General features: G+C 68.6%; 13 protein-coding genes and 1 riboswitch. Of the genes, 4 read left to right on the forward strand and 9 right to left on the reverse strand.

The window, feature by feature from the left end; genetic code table 11:
* Positions 1-95: 95 nt before the first annotated feature.
* Positions 96-1109 carry a LysR substrate-binding domain-containing protein gene (locus RR42_RS32285; RefSeq protein ID WP_236702093.1) on the forward strand — a complete coding sequence of 338 codons (1014 nt, stop codon included), beginning with the start codon at positions 96-98 and terminating at the stop codon, positions 1107-1109.
* Positions 1110-1230: 121 nt separating this feature from the next.
* On the forward strand, positions 1231-1707 hold the full coding sequence (locus RR42_RS32290) for a DUF2501 domain-containing protein (protein WP_043355982.1): 477 nt from the start codon (positions 1231-1233) through the stop codon (positions 1705-1707).
* A 48-nt stretch (positions 1708-1755) separates the two neighbouring features.
* Here the strand turns inward: RR42_RS32290 and RR42_RS32295 are convergent, their stop codons facing one another.
* Positions 1756-3312, reverse strand: coding sequence for a methyl-accepting chemotaxis protein (locus RR42_RS32295; protein ID WP_043355984.1), 1557 nt, complete (start codon positions 3310-3312; stop codon positions 1756-1758).
* A gap of 303 nt (positions 3313-3615) precedes the next feature.
* Positions 3616-3888, forward strand: a riboswitch (cobalamin riboswitch).
* 354 nt (positions 3889-4242) lie between these two features.
* Here RR42_RS32295 and RR42_RS32300 point away from each other — a divergent pair.
* Together RR42_RS32300 and RR42_RS32305 are read left to right on the forward strand one after the other, a co-directional pair.
* Complete coding sequence (locus RR42_RS32300) at positions 4243-5301, forward strand: HoxN/HupN/NixA family nickel/cobalt transporter (RefSeq protein ID WP_043358308.1); 1059 nt, start codon at positions 4243-4245, stop codon at positions 5299-5301.
* Positions 5302-5496: 195 nt separating this feature from the next.
* Entirely contained in the window at positions 5497-6378 is an 882-nt protein-coding gene (locus RR42_RS32305; protein WP_063778472.1) for an alpha/beta hydrolase, read from the forward strand.
* 91 nt (positions 6379-6469) lie between these two features.
* Here the strand turns inward: RR42_RS32305 and RR42_RS32310 are convergent, their stop codons facing one another.
* From RR42_RS32310 to RR42_RS32345, 8 genes are all read right to left on the reverse strand, one after another.
* Positions 6470-6931, reverse strand: coding sequence for a type II toxin-antitoxin system YhaV family toxin (locus RR42_RS32310; RefSeq protein WP_043355986.1), 462 nt, complete (start codon positions 6929-6931; stop codon positions 6470-6472).
* The gene (locus RR42_RS32315; RefSeq protein WP_043355988.1) at positions 6931-7248 is read right to left on the reverse strand and encodes a type II toxin-antitoxin system PrlF family antitoxin; all 318 of its coding nucleotides are present in this window, start codon (positions 7246-7248) and stop codon (positions 6931-6933) included. Before RR42_RS32315 ends, RR42_RS32310 begins: the two co-directional genes overlap by 1 nt.
* Positions 7249-7416: 168 nt before the next feature.
* Complete coding sequence (locus RR42_RS32320) at positions 7417-7989, reverse strand: vWA domain-containing protein (RefSeq protein ID WP_236702094.1); 573 nt, start codon at positions 7987-7989, stop codon at positions 7417-7419.
* Positions 7990-8090: 101 nt separating this feature from the next.
* The gene (locus RR42_RS32325; protein ID WP_043355990.1) at positions 8091-9155 is read right to left on the reverse strand and encodes an ATP-binding protein; all 1065 of its coding nucleotides are present in this window, start codon (positions 9153-9155) and stop codon (positions 8091-8093) included.
* On the reverse strand, positions 9152-12973 hold the full coding sequence (cobN, locus tag RR42_RS32330; RefSeq protein WP_043355992.1) for a cobaltochelatase subunit CobN: 3822 nt from the start codon (positions 12971-12973) through the stop codon (positions 9152-9154). The genes RR42_RS32325 and cobN overlap by 4 nt, the downstream gene beginning before the upstream one ends.
* 45 nt (positions 12974-13018) lie before the next feature.
* Positions 13019-14101, reverse strand: a complete 1083-nt coding sequence (cobW, locus tag RR42_RS32335; protein WP_043355994.1) for a cobalamin biosynthesis protein CobW — start codon at positions 14099-14101, stop codon at positions 13019-13021.
* Between the two features lie 172 nt (positions 14102-14273).
* Positions 14274-18380, reverse strand: a complete 4107-nt coding sequence (locus RR42_RS32340; RefSeq protein WP_043355996.1) for a cobaltochelatase subunit CobN — start codon at positions 18378-18380, stop codon at positions 14274-14276.
* Positions 18380-18754, reverse strand: coding sequence for a DUF2149 domain-containing protein (locus tag RR42_RS32345; protein WP_236702095.1), 375 nt, complete (start codon positions 18752-18754; stop codon positions 18380-18382). Before RR42_RS32345 ends, RR42_RS32340 begins: the two co-directional genes overlap by 1 nt.
* Positions 18755-18766: the final 12 nt, after the last annotated feature.

The raw sequence follows: 18766 nt of genomic DNA on the forward strand, positions 1-18766 counted from the left end.
GGAATACGCATTGCGGCCACGGCCTGGCGCCCTTGCCAGGCCAGGCCGGCGGCAGGCTTTCCCTCATCGTTCCGACGCTTCCGAAGACACATCCCATGCAGCTGAAATGGATCGACGACCTGCTGGTCCTGGAGAAGACGCGCAGCTTCTCGCGCGCCGCCGAGTTGCGGCATATCACGCAGTCGGCGCTGTCGCGGCGCATCCGTTCGCTGGAGGACTGGGCCGGCGCGGTGCTGGTCGACCGCAACACCTTCCCCATGGACCTGACCCCGGCCGGCAAAACCTTCTGCACCAGCGGGCGCGAGGCACTCACGCTGCTGATGGAGGCACGTGCCACGCTGCGCCAGGAAAGCCGCATGCCGGGCAAGGCCATCCAGATTGCCGCCGGGCATACCTTGTCGCTGACCTTCCTGCCGGGCTGGCTCAAGGCATGCCAGAAGCGCTACGGCCAGTTCAATGCCCGGGTCGTGGCCGCCAACGTGCTGGAAGCCGTGGTGGCGCTGTCAGAGGGCAACTGCGACCTGATGCTGGGCTATAACCACACGCGGGTGCCGGTCTCGCTGGACCCGGACAAGTTCCGCAGCCTCACGGTGGGGCACGACGTGCTGATGCCGCTGTGCGCGCCCAATGCGCGCGGCGCCCCGCTGTTCTCGCTGGGCAGCAGTGGCGCCAAGCCGATTCCCTACCTGGCCTACACGGCCAGCACCACGCTCGGCCGCATCGTCGAGGTGATCCTCGAAGACGCGCCGCCACGCCGTGCGCTGGCGCGTTGCTATGAGGCCGACATGGCCATCCTGTTGATGAAGATGGCCAGCGAGGGCCACGGCGTGGCCTGGCTGCCGCGCACCACCGCGGCCGATGCGCTCGCCGCGGGCACGCTGGTGCCGGCAGGCGACGCCACGTGGTGCTCGGCATTCGATATCTGCGCGTATCGCGCCGCCCATGCCAGCAACCCTACCCTGTTGGCGCTCTGGGCGGTGCTGGAGCGCGTTCCTGCCCTAGGTGATGGTGGTGGCGATGGTGGTGGTGGTGGCCGTGAACGCGCTATCGCCGGTGCGGGCCTTGATGACTCACGGAACAGTCAATCGCATGTGCGAAGCCTCGCTTGATGTGCCCGTCTTGCGAATCGGATAGAGCGGAGAGAAGAAGGCATCACTGCAGCAAATGGCGATGGCCGTCACAGCAAGCACTATAGTGAAGACTGTCTCCACGCCGCCAGAAGGATGCAGCATGAACGCCAGGCCCTGTCGCACCACCGCCGTGAAAATCCTGTTCGCCGCGCTGCTACCGGTGGCAGCCGCGCATGCGCAGCTCGGGGATCTGCTCAAAGGCGCCACGCAGGGCGGCACCGAGAGTTCGTCCGGTGGCCTGAGCGGCCTGGGCAGCAGCCTGGGCGGGATGAGTGGAATGCCCTCGCTGCAATCGCTGAGTTCGGGCAGCACCGGCAATGTCGCCGGGATCCTGGAGTACTGCGTGAAGAACAACTACCTTGGTGGCGCCAGCGGCGCCGCCAAGGTCAAGGACAAGCTGCTGGGCAAGATCGGCGGCGACGCGCCCACATCGGACGCCGGGTACACCAGCGGCGCCAAGGGCATCCTGAGCAGCAGCGACGGCAAGCAGTTCGACCTGAGCGGGGGCGGGCTCAAGGACCAGGTCACCAAGCAGGTCTGCGACAAGATCCTCGCGCAGGGCAAATCGCTGCTGTAGGGCTAGCCGCGCTGAGCGCGCGGTCAGCACCCGGTCAGCGTCCGGCGCTCAGGCAGGCGACAGGCGGAAGGCCGACACGGCATGGTGCAGCGCGCCGGCCTGGTCTTCCAGCGACGTGGCGGCCGCGCTCGCCTGCTCCACCAGCGCCGCGTTCTGCTGCGTCATCTGGTCCATCTGCGCGACCGCGCGATTGACCTCCTCGATGCCGGTGCGCTGCTCTGCGGTAGCCGAGGCGATGCCATCCATGATCGACGTCACGCGGCCGACCGCGTTGACGATCTCGGCCATGGTCTGCCCGGCCTGCTCCACCAGCGCCGAGCCGCTGTCGACCTGGCCCACGGACTCGACGATCAGCGTCTTGATTTCCTTGGCCGCGCCCGCGCTGCGCTGCGCCAGGTTGCGCACCTCACCGGCCACCACCGCAAACCCGCGGCCTTGCTCGCCGGCGCGCGCGGCTTCCACCGCGGCGTTAAGCGCCAGGATGTTGGTCTGGAAAGCGATGCCGTCGATCACGCCGATGATGTCGTTGATCTTGCGCGAGCTGGCGGTGATGCCGCGCATCTTGTCCACCACCTGGCTGACCACGCTGCCGCCCTGCTGCGCGATCTGCGAGGCGTCAGCCACATACTGGCTGGCCTCTTTGGCGTTGTCGGCGTTCTGGCGCACCGTCGCGGTGATCTGCTCCATGCTGGCGGCGGTCTGCTGCAGCGAGGCCGCCTGCTGCTCGGTGCGGCTCGACAGGTCGCTATTGCCCGAGGCGATCTCCTGGGCCGCCGAGGTGATGGAATCGGCCGATTGCTGGATGCCCGCCACCGTGCCGGCGAGCTGGTCGCGCATATGGCCGATGGCGTACATCAGGCTGGAGCGGTCGTCCGGGTGGGTCTCGACGCGCGCCGTGAGGTCGCCGCTGGCCATGCGCAAGGCAAGGGCCGCAGCGGTAGCGGGCTCGCCGCCCACCGAGCTCTGGATGCTGCGGATCAGCAGCGTGGCCACCGCGGAAATCAAGATGCCCAGCAGCACCAGCAGCCCCAGCGATTGATACAGCGAGGCGCGGAACTGCGCTTGCACGTCATCCATGTACGTGCCGGCGACCAGGTCCCAGCCCCACGGCTTGAAGCGCGCCACGTAGCCGATCTTGGGGCTCGGCTGGTCGCTGCCCGGCTTGGGCCACCAGTAGTCCAGGTGGCCCGCGCCTTCGGCCGACGCGCCGCGGGCCGCGATATCGGCGTACAAGGCGTTGCCTTTGGCATCCTTGAAGTCGCTCATGTTCTTGCCGTTGAGCTTGGCATTGATGGGATGCATCAACAGCACGGAATCCGCGCCGACGATGGTGATATAGCCATCCTTGCCATAACGCTGCGCGGCAACGCGGGCCGTGGCCTGGGCCTTGGCATCGGCCTCGGACATCTTGCCCAGGCGCGCCTGCTCGGCATAGTCGCGCACCAGCGAGAGCGACATGTCGACGATGTTAGCCAGCTCGCCGCGGCGATCGGCCATTTGCAGCTGGCGGGTCTGGAAGGCGTGCATCACGGTCAGCAACAGCAGGCCGAGCCAGGCCAGCACAAGGGGAATCCACAGCTTTTTTCGCAGGGTAAGACGATTCATGGCATTCGCTTCTCGGGGAAATGGCCAGTCATGCAGGGGGCATGCGGCATCTCCGGATATCGGAGCCGGGCTCCCCTTCTTTAGCGAAAGGCGCGACAGGACCGCACGAAAGGCCACGAAGCGCAGAAAATGTCGCGTGAAGCACCAATATGGCGACAGGCTGTGCCAGGCCGAAACGCTCGCGCACCCGCACGGTGCCGAAAAACGCCTGCCATCCGCCCCCGAAAGCGGCGCAAATACGGCTACAATGCGCCTCGCACTCCACCCAGCAATTGCAATTGACTTGCAACTACCTGGCCAGTGGACTGCCAAGGGTTCGAAGGTGCCTCCGGCGCGTAGCGCGGCGGGGGTTAAACGGGAAACAGGTGCGCCGCCGGCCATGCCGCGGCTAATCCTGTGCTGCCCCCGCAACGGTCAGCAGGTACAAAGGTGTCACGCCGCGCCAACAGGCCGCGGCAGCCACTGCGCATCATCGCGCGGGAAGGCGGCACCCCGGACGCGCCCCCGCCCCACAAGGCAGACAAGGCAGGCGTCCCCCTGCAAGCCCGGATACCGGCCTTCGACCGATCACCGGGGCTGCGCACGGGCGGCCAGGCGTGAGACGGCTGGCCACGCGCCTGGCCGTCACTGCGCGTTCGTCCGCGGCTGGTTCGTTTGTTGCCGCCGGGCGGGGTCGCCCGCGGCCAATGATGGAAAGCTCATGTCCGCGCGCCCTCGCATTGCCCATACCGCCTCACCGGCGGCCGCCAAGTCACGCAACCGTCGTCATGCACCCAAGCCGCCGCGCCAGCTCGCGCATCATTGCGCGCTCGCGCTGTCGCTGGGGGCCTTCGCCGGCCTCGGCGGCGGAAGATGCGCAACCTTCGGAGCGGGCGCAATCGCAGCCTGGCGTCCATCCATTCCGAATTCCCGATCTTTCACGGACCGCTCATGTTCCGCTTTCTAGCCAGCATCTTCAACGACCAGGACGCCGACGTGCGCCGCAAGGTCATTGCGCTCTACGTCTTCCTGATCGCCGCCAACGTCGGGGCCTGGCTGTGGGCACTGGCAGCGTTGGGCGACCACCCCGTGCTGCTGGCGTCCGCTGTGCTCGCCTACACGCTGGGCCTGCGCCACGCCGTTGACGCCGACCATATCGCCGCCATCGACAACGTCACGCGCAAGCTGATGCAGGAAGGCAAGCGCCCGGTGACGGTCGGCTTCTTTTTCTCGCTCGGCCACTCCACCGTGGTCACGCTGATGTCGATCGGCATCGCGGTTGCCGCCGCAGCGCTGCAAACGCGCTTTGCCGACATGAAAGCCGTGGGCGGCATGATCGGCACCAGCGTCTCCGCGCTGTTCCTGTTCCTGCTGGCCTTCTTCAACCTGCTGATCCTGATCTCCGTGTGGCGTACCTTTCGCGCGGTCAAGCGCGGCGAAGCGCTCAAGGAGCAGGACCTGGACCTGCTGCTGAACAACCGCGGCGTGCTCTCGCGCCTGTTCCGCCCGCTGTTCCGGCTGGCCAGTCGCAGCTGGCACCTGTTCCCGATGGGGCTGCTGTTCGGCCTGGGCTTTGACACCGCGACCGAGGTCGCGCTGTTCGGGCTGTCCGCCGCAGAAGCCGCCAAGGGCGTGCCCTTCTGGACCATCATGGTGTTCCCCGCTCTCTTCACCGCCGGCATGTCGCTGGTAGACACCACCGACGGCGTCCTGATGCTCGGCGCCTACGGCTGGGCCTTCACCAAGCCGATCCGCAAGCTCTACTACAACATGACCATCACGCTGGTCTCGGTCGTGGCCGCGGTGGTCATCGGCGGCATCGAAGCACTCGGGCTGATTGCCGACAAGATCGGGCTGCAAGGCGGGCTGTGGGATGTGATCGCCGAGCTTAACGCGCATTTCGGCATGCTCGGCTATGTGATCATCGGCGTGTTCGTGCTGAGCTGGCTGATCTCGATGGTGGTGTACCGGGTGCGGCGTTATGACGAGATCGAGGTGCGCTTGATGTGATACATTTGATGATTTTAGTGAGTTTGACGAGGCGGGTAACGGCTTGGCGGATATGGCGGCCGTCCCGCGCGCCGCATAACGCTCTATCGTCGAAGACGGCCGAGAACGCTAGGGGAACAGGTGAAATTCAAGGTGCGGATAGTTGCATGCCTGCTGGCGTGCCTGGCGCAGCCCGGGTGGGTGGGTGCGGGAGAGATGAGCCGCGACGTAGAACGCGAGGACGGCTCACGGATCCGCTACTACCTCAGCGTGCGAGATACCTCCAGGCACGCGGACCAATTGCTCGTGGTGATCCAGGGTTCCGACTGCAATAGCGTAACCCGGGTCGAGGCAATTCGCCGCTACATGCTGCAGGTAATGCCCACTGCCGACGTACTGACGGTAGAGAAGTACGGCATCGATGCCAGCTTGCCCTACAGCAACGATACCGAACGCGCGGATTGCCCGCCCGCCTATCTGCGCCACGACAGCCCGGTGCAACGCGCCTCGGATCTGGACACCGTCATCGCCGACGTGCTGCGCCAGCGCGCCTACCGCCAGGTAGTCGCCCTCGGCGGCAGCGAAGGGGCGGTGGTCGCGCACCTGCTGGCGGCTCGCTCGGATCGCATCGCGGCAACCATCGCCTTCAATGGCGGTGGCCAGTGGTTCCTCGACGACCTGCTGTACAGCATCGCCAGCGCGCCCGGCTCCGCGCAAGAGAAGGCTGCATCAATGCGGAGCATGCGCGGTTTCGCCCGCCATATCCGCACCGCCACGCCCGAGGCACAGGCGAGAATAACGGCCAGCGACCACGGCTACCGCTGGTGGCGCGACTCGCTCGCCACGGATCAGCTAGCCGTGCTGCGCACGAGCAGATCGCCGACGCTGATCATCCAGTCCGGCGCCGACGAGTCCGCGTCACCCGATGCCGTCCTGGCCATGGTGGCCAGGCTCCATCAGGCAGGCAAGCGCAACATTACCTACAAGACCTACCCGGCGCTGGACCACCGGTTGTTCGGGCCCGATGGACGCAGCCGTATGGCCGACGTCGTGAACGACATGGCTTCGTGGTTGCAGGGTGTCGGCATCGAGCCGTGATGCGGATAATGCGGAGTTGACGGCCCAAGCCGCCGTTCGGATCGGATCGACTCACCTCATCGGCCCATAGGTCCATAGGCCGAACCGATGCTCATTTCCCGGCCGCACCCCACTCGGTACGACTCGCCGCGACCAGTACGGCCCAATCATCCGGCGGATTTCCCCGCCCGAGCATTTTCTCAAAGACCGCGTAAGGATCCGACTTGCTGCCCGCGGAGCGCAGGGTCTGCTCATCGTTCACCCAGGCGAACACGATCACCTTCGAGCGAGAATCGTAGCGGAAGAACAGACGGAACCTGCGCCCGATTTTCGCCCGCCGCCAGTGCCGGTATGCCTCGCCCAGTGTATTGCCTTGCCGGAACTCTTCCCGCGAAGGGTCTCCGGGCACAACATCCAATATCAATTGGCTCAAGGCACGGAACAGTTTGACGTTGGCATTGCGATCGAATCCAATTGGGTCATTCTGTTGCGCGCGCTGCGCCGCCCCGTGCAACTTGCGCAGTTGCTCGATCACCCCCTCATGAAACAGTAGCGTCCAGCCATGACGTTGCATCAGAGCTCCACGTCGCCGTCGATGTCCTGATCCAGCCTCTCCCCATGCCCGGCGTTTGCCAGCATGGCGTGAGCCAGATCTTCCGGCAGCGTCCGCAGGTGTCGCCCCGCACGGATATCGGCTTCCAGAAGGCGCAGGAAAGCACCGATCGCCGGGTCATCGTGCTGCGCATCGGCGCGCGTGACGACGACCTCTCCATCACGTAGATCGAACGCCACTTTTCCGCCAGCGTCCACGCCAAGTACTTGCCGGATGGGCTTGGGGAGCGTGAGTTGCCCTTTGGAAGTCAAGGTAGCCACTTCGTGGATGTCGTGCATGCTGAGTCTCCGGATAGCGGAATCGATGGTAAGGAATATTCCTTACAAAGTCAATTCAGCCACTGTGCTGCCGTCTCTGCACGGTTGCGGAAACTTGCGCCGGGTGGTCCGCGTCCTGCCGGCAACCGGGCATGCCGCTCCCAGGCACCACCGACGGCAACCCGACGATCACCCCATCAACGCATCCGCTACCAGATATTCCCCCTCCCACCCCCGCGCCAGCTGCCGGCAACGCCCCAGCGCCACCGCCTGGCGCTCGAAATCCACCACCATCACCGCATCGGCCCAAGGCGGGCGCGGCGGCTGCTCCGTGCTGCGGCCGTCGCTGAGCAGCCACAGCCAGCGCTGTTGCGCCGGGCGCCGGCGCGCGGCGTGGGCCAGCAGTTGGCCGGCGCGCGCCATGCCGAGCGAGAGCGGCGTGCCGCCGCCGCCGGCGATCGGGCGGATCCAGGCTTCGCTCCATGGGCGGGCGCGTGCCGGCTGCAGGCGGACTTCGGCGCGGCCGGCGGCGAAGCACACCAGCGCCACCTCGGCGCGCGCCTGGTAGGCGCGTTGCAGCAGGCGCAGCAGCACACCCTTGGCCAGCGCTAGCTGGCGGCCGTGCAGCATCGAGGCCGAGCAATCGAGCACGAAGCAGTGCAGCACGCCGGCGTGCGCCTGCTGTGCGCGCCAGCGCAGATGGCTGGGCGCAAACGGCTGGCTGCCCTTGGCGGCCAGCGTCTGTGTCCAGTGGATGCGCAAGCTGCCCGGGCGGCCGTGCGGCGCGGCGAGAGATGCGGCAAAACGAGGGGCTTGCCACCGGTTGCCGCCTTGCCCGGGTTCGGCGGCGGCCTGCCGGTGGCTCAGGCTTTTTTTGTGGGCAGCGGCCTCACGCCCTTGACCGGGGCAATGCCGGCCGCGGCGCTTGCCAGCGCAGGCGGGAGTGCCCCCCATGGGTTGTTGGCGGCTGCGTCGCCCGCACTGCGGCCATCGCCATCGCCGCTGCCATTCGCGTTGCCATCGCCATCAGCGTGCCCATCGGCCTGCCTGCCTGCATTGGGCGGCGCCTGGCGCCGGTGGTGCAAGACCAGCTCCGCCACGGTGTCCACATGCGCGGGCACCACCGCCGCGTCGCACTGCAAGGCGGCCAGCGCGCGCGCCGCGCGCAGCATCACCAGGTCTGCCCGCACGCCATCGACAGCGGCGGCCAGGCACAGGTGGCTGACACGCTCGTGCACGGCATCGCTGAACGAAAGCGCGGACAGTGCGCCGCGCGCGAGCCGCACCTTGCGCGTCAGCGCATCCTGCTCGGTGGCAAAGCGCGTGCACAGGGCCACCGGATCGTTGTCGAACGCGAGCCGGGCCTTGACGATCGCCTGGCGCTGCGCGGCGTCGGTACAGTTCTCCAGCGCCAGCGACAGGCCGAAACGGTCCAGCAACTGCGGGCGCAACTCGCCTTCTTCCGGGTTCATGGTGCCCACCAGCACGAAGCGCGCCTCGTGCTGGTGCGACACGCCGTCGCGCTCCACCACGTTGACGCCGCTGGCGGCCACGTCCAGCAACTGGTCGACGAGGTGATCCGGCAGCAGGTTGACTTCGTCCACATAAAGCACGCCCTGGTGCGCGCGCGCCAGCAGGCCGGGGGCAAAGCGGACCTCGCTCTGCTTAAGCACGTGGCCAAGGTCGAGCGTGCCGATCAGTTGCTCCTCGCTGGCGCCGAGCGGCAGCGTGACGAACTGGCCTTCGGGCAGCAATTGCGCAAGGGCCCGCGCCGCGGTCGACTTGGCCGTGCCGCGCGGGCCGCTGACCAGCACGCCACCGATGCCGGGGTCCACCGCGGCAAGCAGCAGCGCTTGCTGCAAGCGCTGCTGGCCGACCAGGGCGCTGAAGGGAAATGGCATGCGGGCGAGCCGGGCGGTTGCATTCATGAGGGGATTCCTTCGATTCCTTCGATGCCTTCAAGCGCCTGCTCGCTGTCGAGCAGGTGTTGTTCCAGTTGGGCGCGACGCTCGCCCGGCTCCTGCCACAGGCCGCGCTGCGCCGCTTCGAGCAGGCGCTCGCAGATGGCGTGCAGCGCGCGCGGATTGTGCTGGCGCAGGAACGCGCGGGTGCCGGCGTCGTTTACATAGGCATCGGTCACCAGCGCGTACTGGTGATCGGCCACCACGCGGGTGGTGGCATCGAAGCCGAACAGGTAGTCCACCGTGGCGGCCATCTCGAACGCACCTTTGTAGCCGTGCCGCTTGACGCCGTCGATCCACTTGGGATTGACCACGCGCGCACGGATCACGCGGCTGATTTCTTCCTGCAGCGTGCGGATGCGCGGCGCCGCCGGGTTGCTGTGGTCGCCATGGTAGATCGCCGGCTGCGCGCCGCCGAACTCGCGCGCGGCCGCCACCATGCCGCCCTGGAACTGGTAGTAGTCGTTGGCGTCGAGCAGGTCGTGCTCGCGGTTGTCCTGGTTCTGCACGACCGCGTCCAGGCTGGACAGGCGCTCGGCAAAGCTGGCGCGCGCCTCGACGCCATCCGTGCCTTGCCCATAGGCGTAGCCGCCGGCATGCAGGTAGGCCTGCGCCAGGTCGCCGTCGTCCTGCCAGTTGCGGCTATCGATCAGGTCCTGCAGGCCGGTACCGTAGCCGCCCGGGCGGGCGCCGAACACGCGCCAGCCGGCACGGCGGCGCGCTTCAAGAGCGGGCACGCCCTCGGCTTCCAGCCGCGCGCGCTCGCTGTCGATGCGGGCGCGCACGGGATTGACTTCGGCGGGTTCGTCAAGCTCCGCCACCGCCTGCACGGCGGCATCGAACAGGCGCATGACGTTGGCGAAGGCATCGCGGAAGAACCCCGACACGCGCAGCGTGACGTCGACGCGCGGACGGTCGAAGATCGCCATCGGCAAGATCTCGAAATCGGTCACGCGGTAGCTGCCGGCTGCCCACTTGGGCCGCACGCCCAGCAGCGCGAAGGCCTGCGCGATATCGTCGCCGCCGCTGCGCATGGTGGCGGTGCCCCAGACGGACAGCCCGATGGACCGCGGATACTCACCATGCGCCTGCAGGTGGCGCTCGATCAGCTGGTTGGCAGACTTCAGGCCCAGCGTCCATGCCGTGCGAGTCGGCACCGCACGCGTGTCGACCGAGTAGAAATTGCGCCCCGTGGGAAGGACATCCGGCCGGCCGCGCGAGGGCGCGCCGCTGGGGCCCGGCGGCACGAACCGCCCGGCCAGGCCACGCGACAGTTGCCGCATTTCCTGCGGGCCGCAGGCATCCAGGCGCGGCATGACGTCCTGGCGCAGGCGCGCGAGCACGGCAGAGGCTTGCGGCAAGGCAACGTCGCCAGCCATCTCGCCGAGCAACGCCGTGGCCAGCATTTCAAGGCGCTCGCGCGTATCGCCATGATGGCGCCACGGCCCGGCATCCAGCACGGCCAGTTGCGCCGGACGCGGCCCTTGCCAGGGCGCGGACCAGTCGGCATCGAGCGGGTCGAAGCCATCGCCCAATGCTAGGTCGGCGGCCAGCGCCGCCAGCAAGCTGGCTTGCGCGCCCTTGCCGTCGCCCACCGGAAAGCGCCCGAGCGCGAGCAGCGTATCGCGCCGCTGGCGGCCCTGCGGCGACACGCCGAAAACGTGCAGGCCATCGCGGATCTGAGATTCCTTCAACTCGCACAGGTAAGCGTCGGTGCGGTTGAGCAGCGCATCTTCCCCATCGCTATCCGCCGGCGCATCCAGCCCCAGTTCACGATGCAGCTGCTGGTCCACGATCAGCTTCAGAATCTCCTTGCGCAGCAGCCGCGCGCGGCGCGGGTCCACCGCCAGCGCCTCGTAGTATTCGTCGACCTGCCGCTCCAGGTCCTGCAGCGGGCCATAACTCTCGGCGCGCGTGAGCGGCGGCATCAGGTGGTCGATGATGACGGCCTGCGCGCGCCGCTTGGCCTGCGCGCCCTCGCCCGGGTCATTGACGATAAAGGGATAGAGATGCGGCAGTGGCCCAAGGATGGCATCGGGCCAGCAGGTATCGGCCAGCGCCACGCTCTTGCCGGGCAGCCATTCCAGGTTGCCGTGCTTGCCCACGTGGACGATGGCGTCGGCGCCAAAGCTGTGGCGCAGCCAGAAGTAGAACGCCAGGTAGCCATGCGGCGGCACCAGATCGGCATCGTGGTAGCTGGCGTAGCTCTGGCTGCCCTCCTCGCCCGGCAGCGCGTACGACCGGGCCGGCTGCAGCCCGACGAACAGATGTCCGCTGCGCACGCCGGCAATCATGAAGCGGCCCTGCCGCACCATCGGGTCCTGGTCCGGGCTGCCCCAGCGCTCGGCAAGGGCGCGCTGGTTGTCCGCCGGCAGGCGGCTCAGGTGCGCCAGGTAGTCGGCCATCGACAGGCTCTGGAACGCCGGCCGCAGGTCGCGGTGCGCCGGGTCGTTGGTGATGCCCTGCGTGAGCCCGCGCATCAGGTCCTCGCCATCGGCGGGCAGGCCTTCGCAATGGTAGCCCTGCTCGCGCAGCATGCCGAGAATGCCCACAACGGAGGCCGGCGTATCCAACCCCACGCCGTTGCCGATGCGCCCTTCGCTGGCCGGATAGTTGGCCAGCACCAGCGCCACGCGCTTGTCGGCGTTGTCCAGTTGCCGCAGGCGGCACCAGCGGCGGCTCAGCTCGGCCACAAAGGCGATACGCTGCGCGTCGGGCTGGTAGCGCACCACGTCGACCTCGGTATGGGGGCAGCGGTAGGCCAGCCCCTTGAAGCTGACGGCGCGCGTGATGATGCGCCCATCCACCTCGGGCATGGCGATATGCATGGCCACGTCGCGCGGACCCAGGCCCTGGCTGTCCTGCAGCCAGTCCTCGCGGTTGCCGCCGCTGAGGATCACCTGCAGCACCGGCGCGTCGCCGGCGAGCGCCAGGGTTTCAGGCGCGTCCAGCGACGAGACGGCAAACGCCGTGGTGTTCAGCACCAGCGCTGCGCCGTGACCGGCGCACAGATGCTGCAGCACTTCGCGGCACAGCGTGTCCTTGAGCGAGTTGACCGCCAGCGGCAGCGGGTTCATGCCCTGTGCACGCAAGGCGGCGATGAGGGCGTCGAACACAGCGGTGTTGCCAGCCTGCAGGTGGGCGCGGTAGAACACCAGCGCCACGACCGGCGCATCGGCGTGGCCATCCTGCGCCCACTCCCGCTGCCAGTCCGCCGCGGTAGCCACGCCGTGTGCCGGGTGATAGATCGCCGCCTGCGGCAGCACGCGCGGCTGCAGCGCGGGCTCGCCCCAGCCGAAAGCGTGATGCGCCAGGCAGCGGAAGAACTGCTCGGCGTTGTCCGCGCCGCCCTCGCGCAGGTAACGCCACAGGTTGCTGGCCAGCGCTTGCGGCGCGTTGCCGCGCCCGAGCAGGTTGGCGTCCTCGGCCAGGTCGCCGGAGAACATCACCAGCAGCTGGTTGCGCGAGCGCGCCAGTTCGGCCAGCCGCTCCAGGCCATAGGGCCAGTCGCTGTCGCCGCCTAGATGGTCGACCACCACCACGCGCGCGTGCTGCAGCACGTCGTCCACATACATGTCGAGCGAAGCCGGCTGGCGCAGGTACATCTGGTTGGCCAGCCGCACCGTGGGGAAATCCTCCCCCAGGCGCGGAAAGACGCCGGCCAGCAGCGACAGCGTGGTATCCGCCGCGCTGAGCACCACGATTTGCGCCGGGCTTTGCTCAATGCGCACCACGCCGGCGTTATCGTCGACGAAGCCGCCCGGACGGGTGGAAAGCAGGTGCATCGGGTGCCTGGGCTGGTGTGGTCCTTGTTCCTTATACCTTGCGCATTACGCCGTACGCACGGCCGCGGCGCTCAGCGCAGCCTCCAGGGCAGCCTGCAGCGTGGGCTGGTCAAGCGCCTGGCCGATCAGCACGATACGCGTGGATTGCGCCTCGCCCGGCAGCCAGCGGCGGTCGAAGTAGCTGTCAAAGCGCCGTCCCACGCCATGCAGCACCAGCCGCATGGGCTTGGCGGGCAGCTTGGCAAAGCCCTTGATGCGGTAGATGGTGTGGCTTTCCACCAGCTGGCGCAGACCGTCGATCAGCTGATCGCGGTCCACCTCGCCCAGCGCTACGACGACGGAGTCGAACTCGTCGTGATGGTGGTCCGCGTGATCGGGATCGTCCGCCGAGCCGTGGTGATCCGGGCGCAGGTGAATGGTGTCTTCCGATGCGCGGTTCAGGCCCAGCAGCAACTCGATATCCAGCTTGCCGCCCTGCGCGCCGACGATCTTCACTTCGGCGGGGATCTCCGGGCGGATCAGCGCTTGCACTTCGGCGCGCTGCGCGTCGTCGATCAGGTCGGTCTTGTTGAGGATGACGAGGTCGGCCGCGCCGAGCTGGTCTTCGAACAGCGCGTGCAGCGGGGACTCGTGATCGAGGTTGGGATCGGCCTTGCGCTGCGCCTCCACGGCATCCGGGTCGGCAGCGAACTGGCCGGCCGCGGCTGCCGCGCCGTCCACCACGGTGACGACCGCGTCCACGGTAAAGGCGTTCTTGATGCTGGGCCAGTTGAAGGCCTGCACCAGCGGCTTGGGCAGCGCCAGGCCGGAGGTCTCGATCAGCACGTGGTCGATATCGCCGCGGCGCTCCAGCAATTGCTCCATTACCGGGAAGAATTCCTCCTGCACCGTGCAGCACAGGCAGCCGTTGGCCAGCTCATAGAGCTGGCCATTGCTCTGGCCGGATTCGTCGCAGCCGATGCCGCAACCCTTCAGGATCTCGCCATCGATGCCCAACTCGCCGAACTCGTTGACGATCACCGCAATGCGCCGTCCGTTGGCGTTTTCGAGAATATGGCGCAGCAAGGTGGTCTTGCCGCTGCCAAGGAAGCCGGTGACGATGGTGGCGGGGATTTTACGGGTCTGCATGGCGGATAAGGGAATTCAGCGCTGGCGCTGGGGTTGAATCGGGGCGCGCGATGCGCGGCGTGGCAGGCCCTTCGCAAGTTATGTTTTGCGCAGCCGGTAGCAAGCGGCGGGCCTGGCCGCGGCAAGGGGGTCAGCATAAAGAGATCGCGCGGTGCTGTCCACCCGCGGCGCGTCAGCGTGGCGCGGGCTGCCGCCGGCCACGGCCGCGCCACCACTCCGCAAAGGCGCCAGCGCCGACCAGCAGCAGCATGAGCGCAGCGGTCCACAGCGCCTCGCGCGGCGCCAGGCCACCTGGCGGGGCGGGCGCGGCGAGCTTGAGCACGCGGCTTTCGAGCAACTGGCCTGTCACCTGGCCGGTCGCGGGACGCGGCGCCGGATGCGGCTTGGCCTGCCGAGCCGGCGGCGGACTCGCACGGGATGCGTCGGGCGGTGCGGCCCGGCCAGAAGCAGCGGCCGGCGCGGCTGGCTCGCGCCCCGGCATGGCTGCTGCCAGCCGCGCGGAGAATTCGCGCAGCGCATCCGTGGGCAGCCGGGCTTGCTGCCCCAGCCCGGCGATGTACTGCATCAGCACGGGATTGCCGCAGCTATTGGCCGAACAGGACAAGCCGTCGCGATTGACCGACGCCACATAGCGCCGTGCCATATCGGCGCGCTCGGCAGGCGTGAAGCGGTAGCTCCCCTGCCGGTCCACTTCCAGCAGCCGGGCCAGGATGCCCTGCCGCGCGTGCGGATTGTTTTGCGCAAAGAACGCGTCCATGCCCAGGCCGTTCTTGTCGGCCACATAGACGTCATAGGTGTTCTGCCAGAAGCTGCCACTCATCTGCTCGGGGCTGGTGGCCTGGAAGCCGTAGAGATGCTCGATCTCCTTGAACATCTCGCGCGCGCCGGCGTAGCCCGAGCGCTGCATGCCTTCGATCCAGCGCGGGTTCCAGTTGCGCGCGTTGAGTTCGGTGGCCAGCCAGGTGCGAGCATCCACGGTCTGCTCTTCGCCGGCGCGGCGCAGGTTGTGCAGCCAGAAGCGCGGCGCCTGTCCGCTGACGGCGCGCGTGGCCATGTTAAGGCCGCCGGCGTACTGATAGGTATCGTCGTTGTCGAGCGCGCCGTAAAGCGTGCTGGCGCGCGAGAACAGCACGGCCTGGTTGGATTTGAGGTGGCTGGCCAGCGCCTGCGGCGCGGTCTCGCCCCAGCCTTCGCTGGAGAACGCAAAGTTCATGTAGCGCAGGTACTGCCGCGCCAGCGCGCCAGGCGGCTCGCCGGCCTGCGCCGCGTCCTTGCTCTGCTCGACCATCTGCTGCACGCCGATGCTGTAGTTGCCGGGCTTGGCGGCGAACACGCGGGCGCGGGCCAGGCGCGCGGCCAGTTGCGGCGCCACGCCGGCTGCCAGCAGCGTGGCCTGCGCTTCGCGGTCGTGGCGGCTGATGGCGTTGTCGCCGGCGGCGGCGGCCAGGCGCGCGGCCTTGTCCAGCAGCGCCACCTTGTCGCCGAAGCCGTCGCGGTAGATGCCGGAGATGGTGAACAGCACATTGACGCGCGGGCGGCCGAGTTCGGCATCGGGGATCAGGCGCACATCCTCCACCACGCCGCGCGCATTCCAGACCGGCTCCACGCCCATCAGGTAGAGCGCCTCGCTCTCCATCGCGCCTTGGTGGCGCTCGGTCTCGCCGTACCACAGCACCATCGATACCTGCTCGGGCGCCTTGCCGGTTTCCTCGCGATAGCGCGCGAGCGTCTGCGCGGCCAGTTGCTTGCCGAGCTGCCAGGCTGCGGGCGTGGGGATCAGCGCGCCGTCGAAGGCGTGCAGGTTGCGCCCGGTGGGCAGGCCCTGCGGGGTGCGCACGGGGTCGCCCAGCGGCGAGCTCGGCAGGTAGCGGCCGGACAGCACGGTCACCAGGCCATCCAGCTCGCGGCGCGGCGATTCGCGCAGATTGGCCAGCCATGCGCGCGTACTGGACAGCGCGGTTTCTACCTTCTCCGCCAGCGGCGGCGGCAATGGCGCGTGCGCGGCGCTGTCCGGCTCGCGGCCTTCCGCCAATGCGCCGGCCCAGCGCGAGAGCACGTCCTTGCCGATCTGCCGCGCCTCGCTCGCGTCGAATGCGCTTTCCAGCACGGTGGCCAGCGCCTGGCGCTGCGCGTCCAACGGCGGCAGCTCGCCCAGCGTGTGAATGCCCAGCGGCACCGGCTCGGCTTCCACCTTATGCAAGAAGCGGTGGATCACCGGCTCGACCTGCTCCCATGGCGCGCCGGAATCCAGCCCGAGCTGGCGGTCCAGTCCAAGGGCGCGGATCTGCGCCAGCGCCTGCAGGCGGTATTGGTCCGCCAGCGCCGGGGCGCTGTCGGCGGCGGCCTCCTGCTGCTCGATCACCTCGTCGAGCTTGGCCAGCTTGTCCGGCCAGCCGGCGCGGGCGATCAGCGGGGTCAGGTGGCTGACCAGCACGGCGGCGCTGCGGCGCTTGGCCTGGATGGCTTCGCCGCCGCCGTCCTGGATGTAGTAGTAGGCGTTGGGCAGGTCGCCCAGCAACACCTCGGCGCTGTCGTCGCCGCTTTGCCCCACCTGCTTGCCAGGCAGCCATTCCAGCGTGCCGTGGCGGCCCACGTGGACCATCGCGTCCGCGCCGAAGGCGTGGCGATACCACAGGTAGGCGGCGATATAGGAGTGCGGCGGCGGCGTCACCGTATCGTGCGCGCTGTCCATCGCTCGCGCGAAGGTGGAGCGCAGCGGCTGCGGGCCAACGAACAGATTACCGAAGCGCAGGCCCGGAATCACGAAATCCTGCCCGCCATGGCCGTCACCCACCAGCATCAGCGGATTGCGCTCGGGCGGACCCCACGCGGCCACCACCGACTGGCGAAACGCCGCCGGCAAGGCATCGAACCAGCGCTTGTACTGCGCCATCGGCAGCAGCGTAACGCGGCCGCGCGACACCATCTCAGCCAGTTCGCCGGGCGACCATTCCTCCATATTGCGGCCATTGCGCTCCAGCAGCGCGGTCAGCTCGGCGGTGTCCGGCAGCGTGGCGCCCGTGCGGTAGCCCGCCTCGCGCAGCCGCGCCATGACCTGCACCAGCGAGGGCAGCGTAGCCAGGTAGCTGGCGCCGATATTGCCGCGGCCCGGCGGGTTGTTGTAGTAGAGGATGGCGATGCGCTTGTCCGCCGCGGGCTTGTCCTGCAGCGCGATCCAGCGCCGCACGCGGGCCACCGCCGCGTCTGCCCGCTCCGGCACGGCACGGCTGGCCTTGGCGCCGTGTTCGTCCTCCAGCGTGGCGAACAGGATCGGCTCCGAGGCGCCGGCCCGCTCGGGCGTGTTAAGCAGCAGTGCCAGGCGCTCGCCGCCAATGCCGCGCGCATCGGCCCGCCAGCCGGCCTGGCTGTCGCGCGTGGCGATCAGGTTGATGGCGTGCAGGCCGTGGCGCTCCAGCCAGGTCTTGTCCTCGGCGCGGCTGATGGTGAGGTTCAGCGCCAGCAACGCGCGCAGCGGGCTTTGGCCATCGACCGTGAGCATCGCATCCAGGCCGGACAGCGGCCAGCCGAACACCGGCACCGCCCCGATGCCCTGGCGCTCCAGCGCCGCGATCAGCGCATCGATATGCGCGAGATCCTGCTGGCGATAGTTGCTGGCATAGAAGGCAATGCCGACCAGCGGTGCGCCGGCCGGCAGGCCGCTTGCGCCGGCGCGGTACCAGGCGAGATAGTCCTTGAGCGTGGCAAACGCTTGCGCGGCGCGCGGGTGATAGATGCCGGCCGCGGGCAGCGGTCGCGGCGGCGGCACGGCCATGGCCTGCTCGCCGCGCACGGCGGCCACCAGCCATGCCATCCAGCCCGCGAGGTTGTCGGCGCCGCCGGCGCTCCAGTAAGCCTCGGCGGCCTGGTTGCGCGCGGCGTCCAGGCCAAAGCCCCAGGCGGCCTCGGCGGACGCTGCCGGCGCGGCCAGCACCAGCGCGCCGCGCTGCCGCGCCTGGCGCACGGCCGGCGCCATCTGGCGCAGCACGGCCGTGGGGACGAAGTACGCGTAGATGACATCGGCGGCGGCGACTTGCGCGGCATCGGGCGCTGCCGTCACGGCGTCCAGCACCACCCTGCCCGGCCCGGCCAGCTCGCGCAGGCGCGCTTCGGCCGCAGGCAGCAGGTGCGTGTTGGTGGTGACCAGCAGCACGCGTACCGGGGCTGGCGGTCCGGGCTGGGCTGCGCGGGCGTGGCCCGGGCCGGCAAGGCACCCGCACAGCAGCCCGAGCATCAGCAGCAGCCAGCGCTGCCACAGCGAACCCCGCCGCGCCGAAGCCATCAACGCGCGCCCGGGGCCGAGGCCGCGCCGGCCGCCGCGCCTTCCGGCACATACACCACGCTGCCATCCGGCAACTGGTAAGCCACCCCCAGCCGGGTGCCCTCGCCCGTCTTCTGCCGCGGGGACATCTTGCTGACCTTGACCTCCTTGCGGTTCTTCTCCAGCAATTGCAGCTCACCGGTGCGCGGATCGCGCTGGACCAGGGTGAACTGCGAGTCGGGATTGAGCAGCTGGGTCAGGCTGAACGCTTGCGTGAGCGCCACCATCAGGCCCACGGCAAAGACGATGGAGGCATCGAACAGGTTGGCCACGCCGGCCAGCGGGTCTTCCCGATGCACCGAGGCAAGCTCGCCCTGCGCGCGGCGACGGCGCACAAAGCGCCGCCG

The sequence above is a fragment of the Cupriavidus basilensis genome (assembly GCF_000832305.1).
Lineage (GTDB): Bacteria > Pseudomonadota > Gammaproteobacteria > Burkholderiales > Burkholderiaceae > Cupriavidus > Cupriavidus basilensis_F.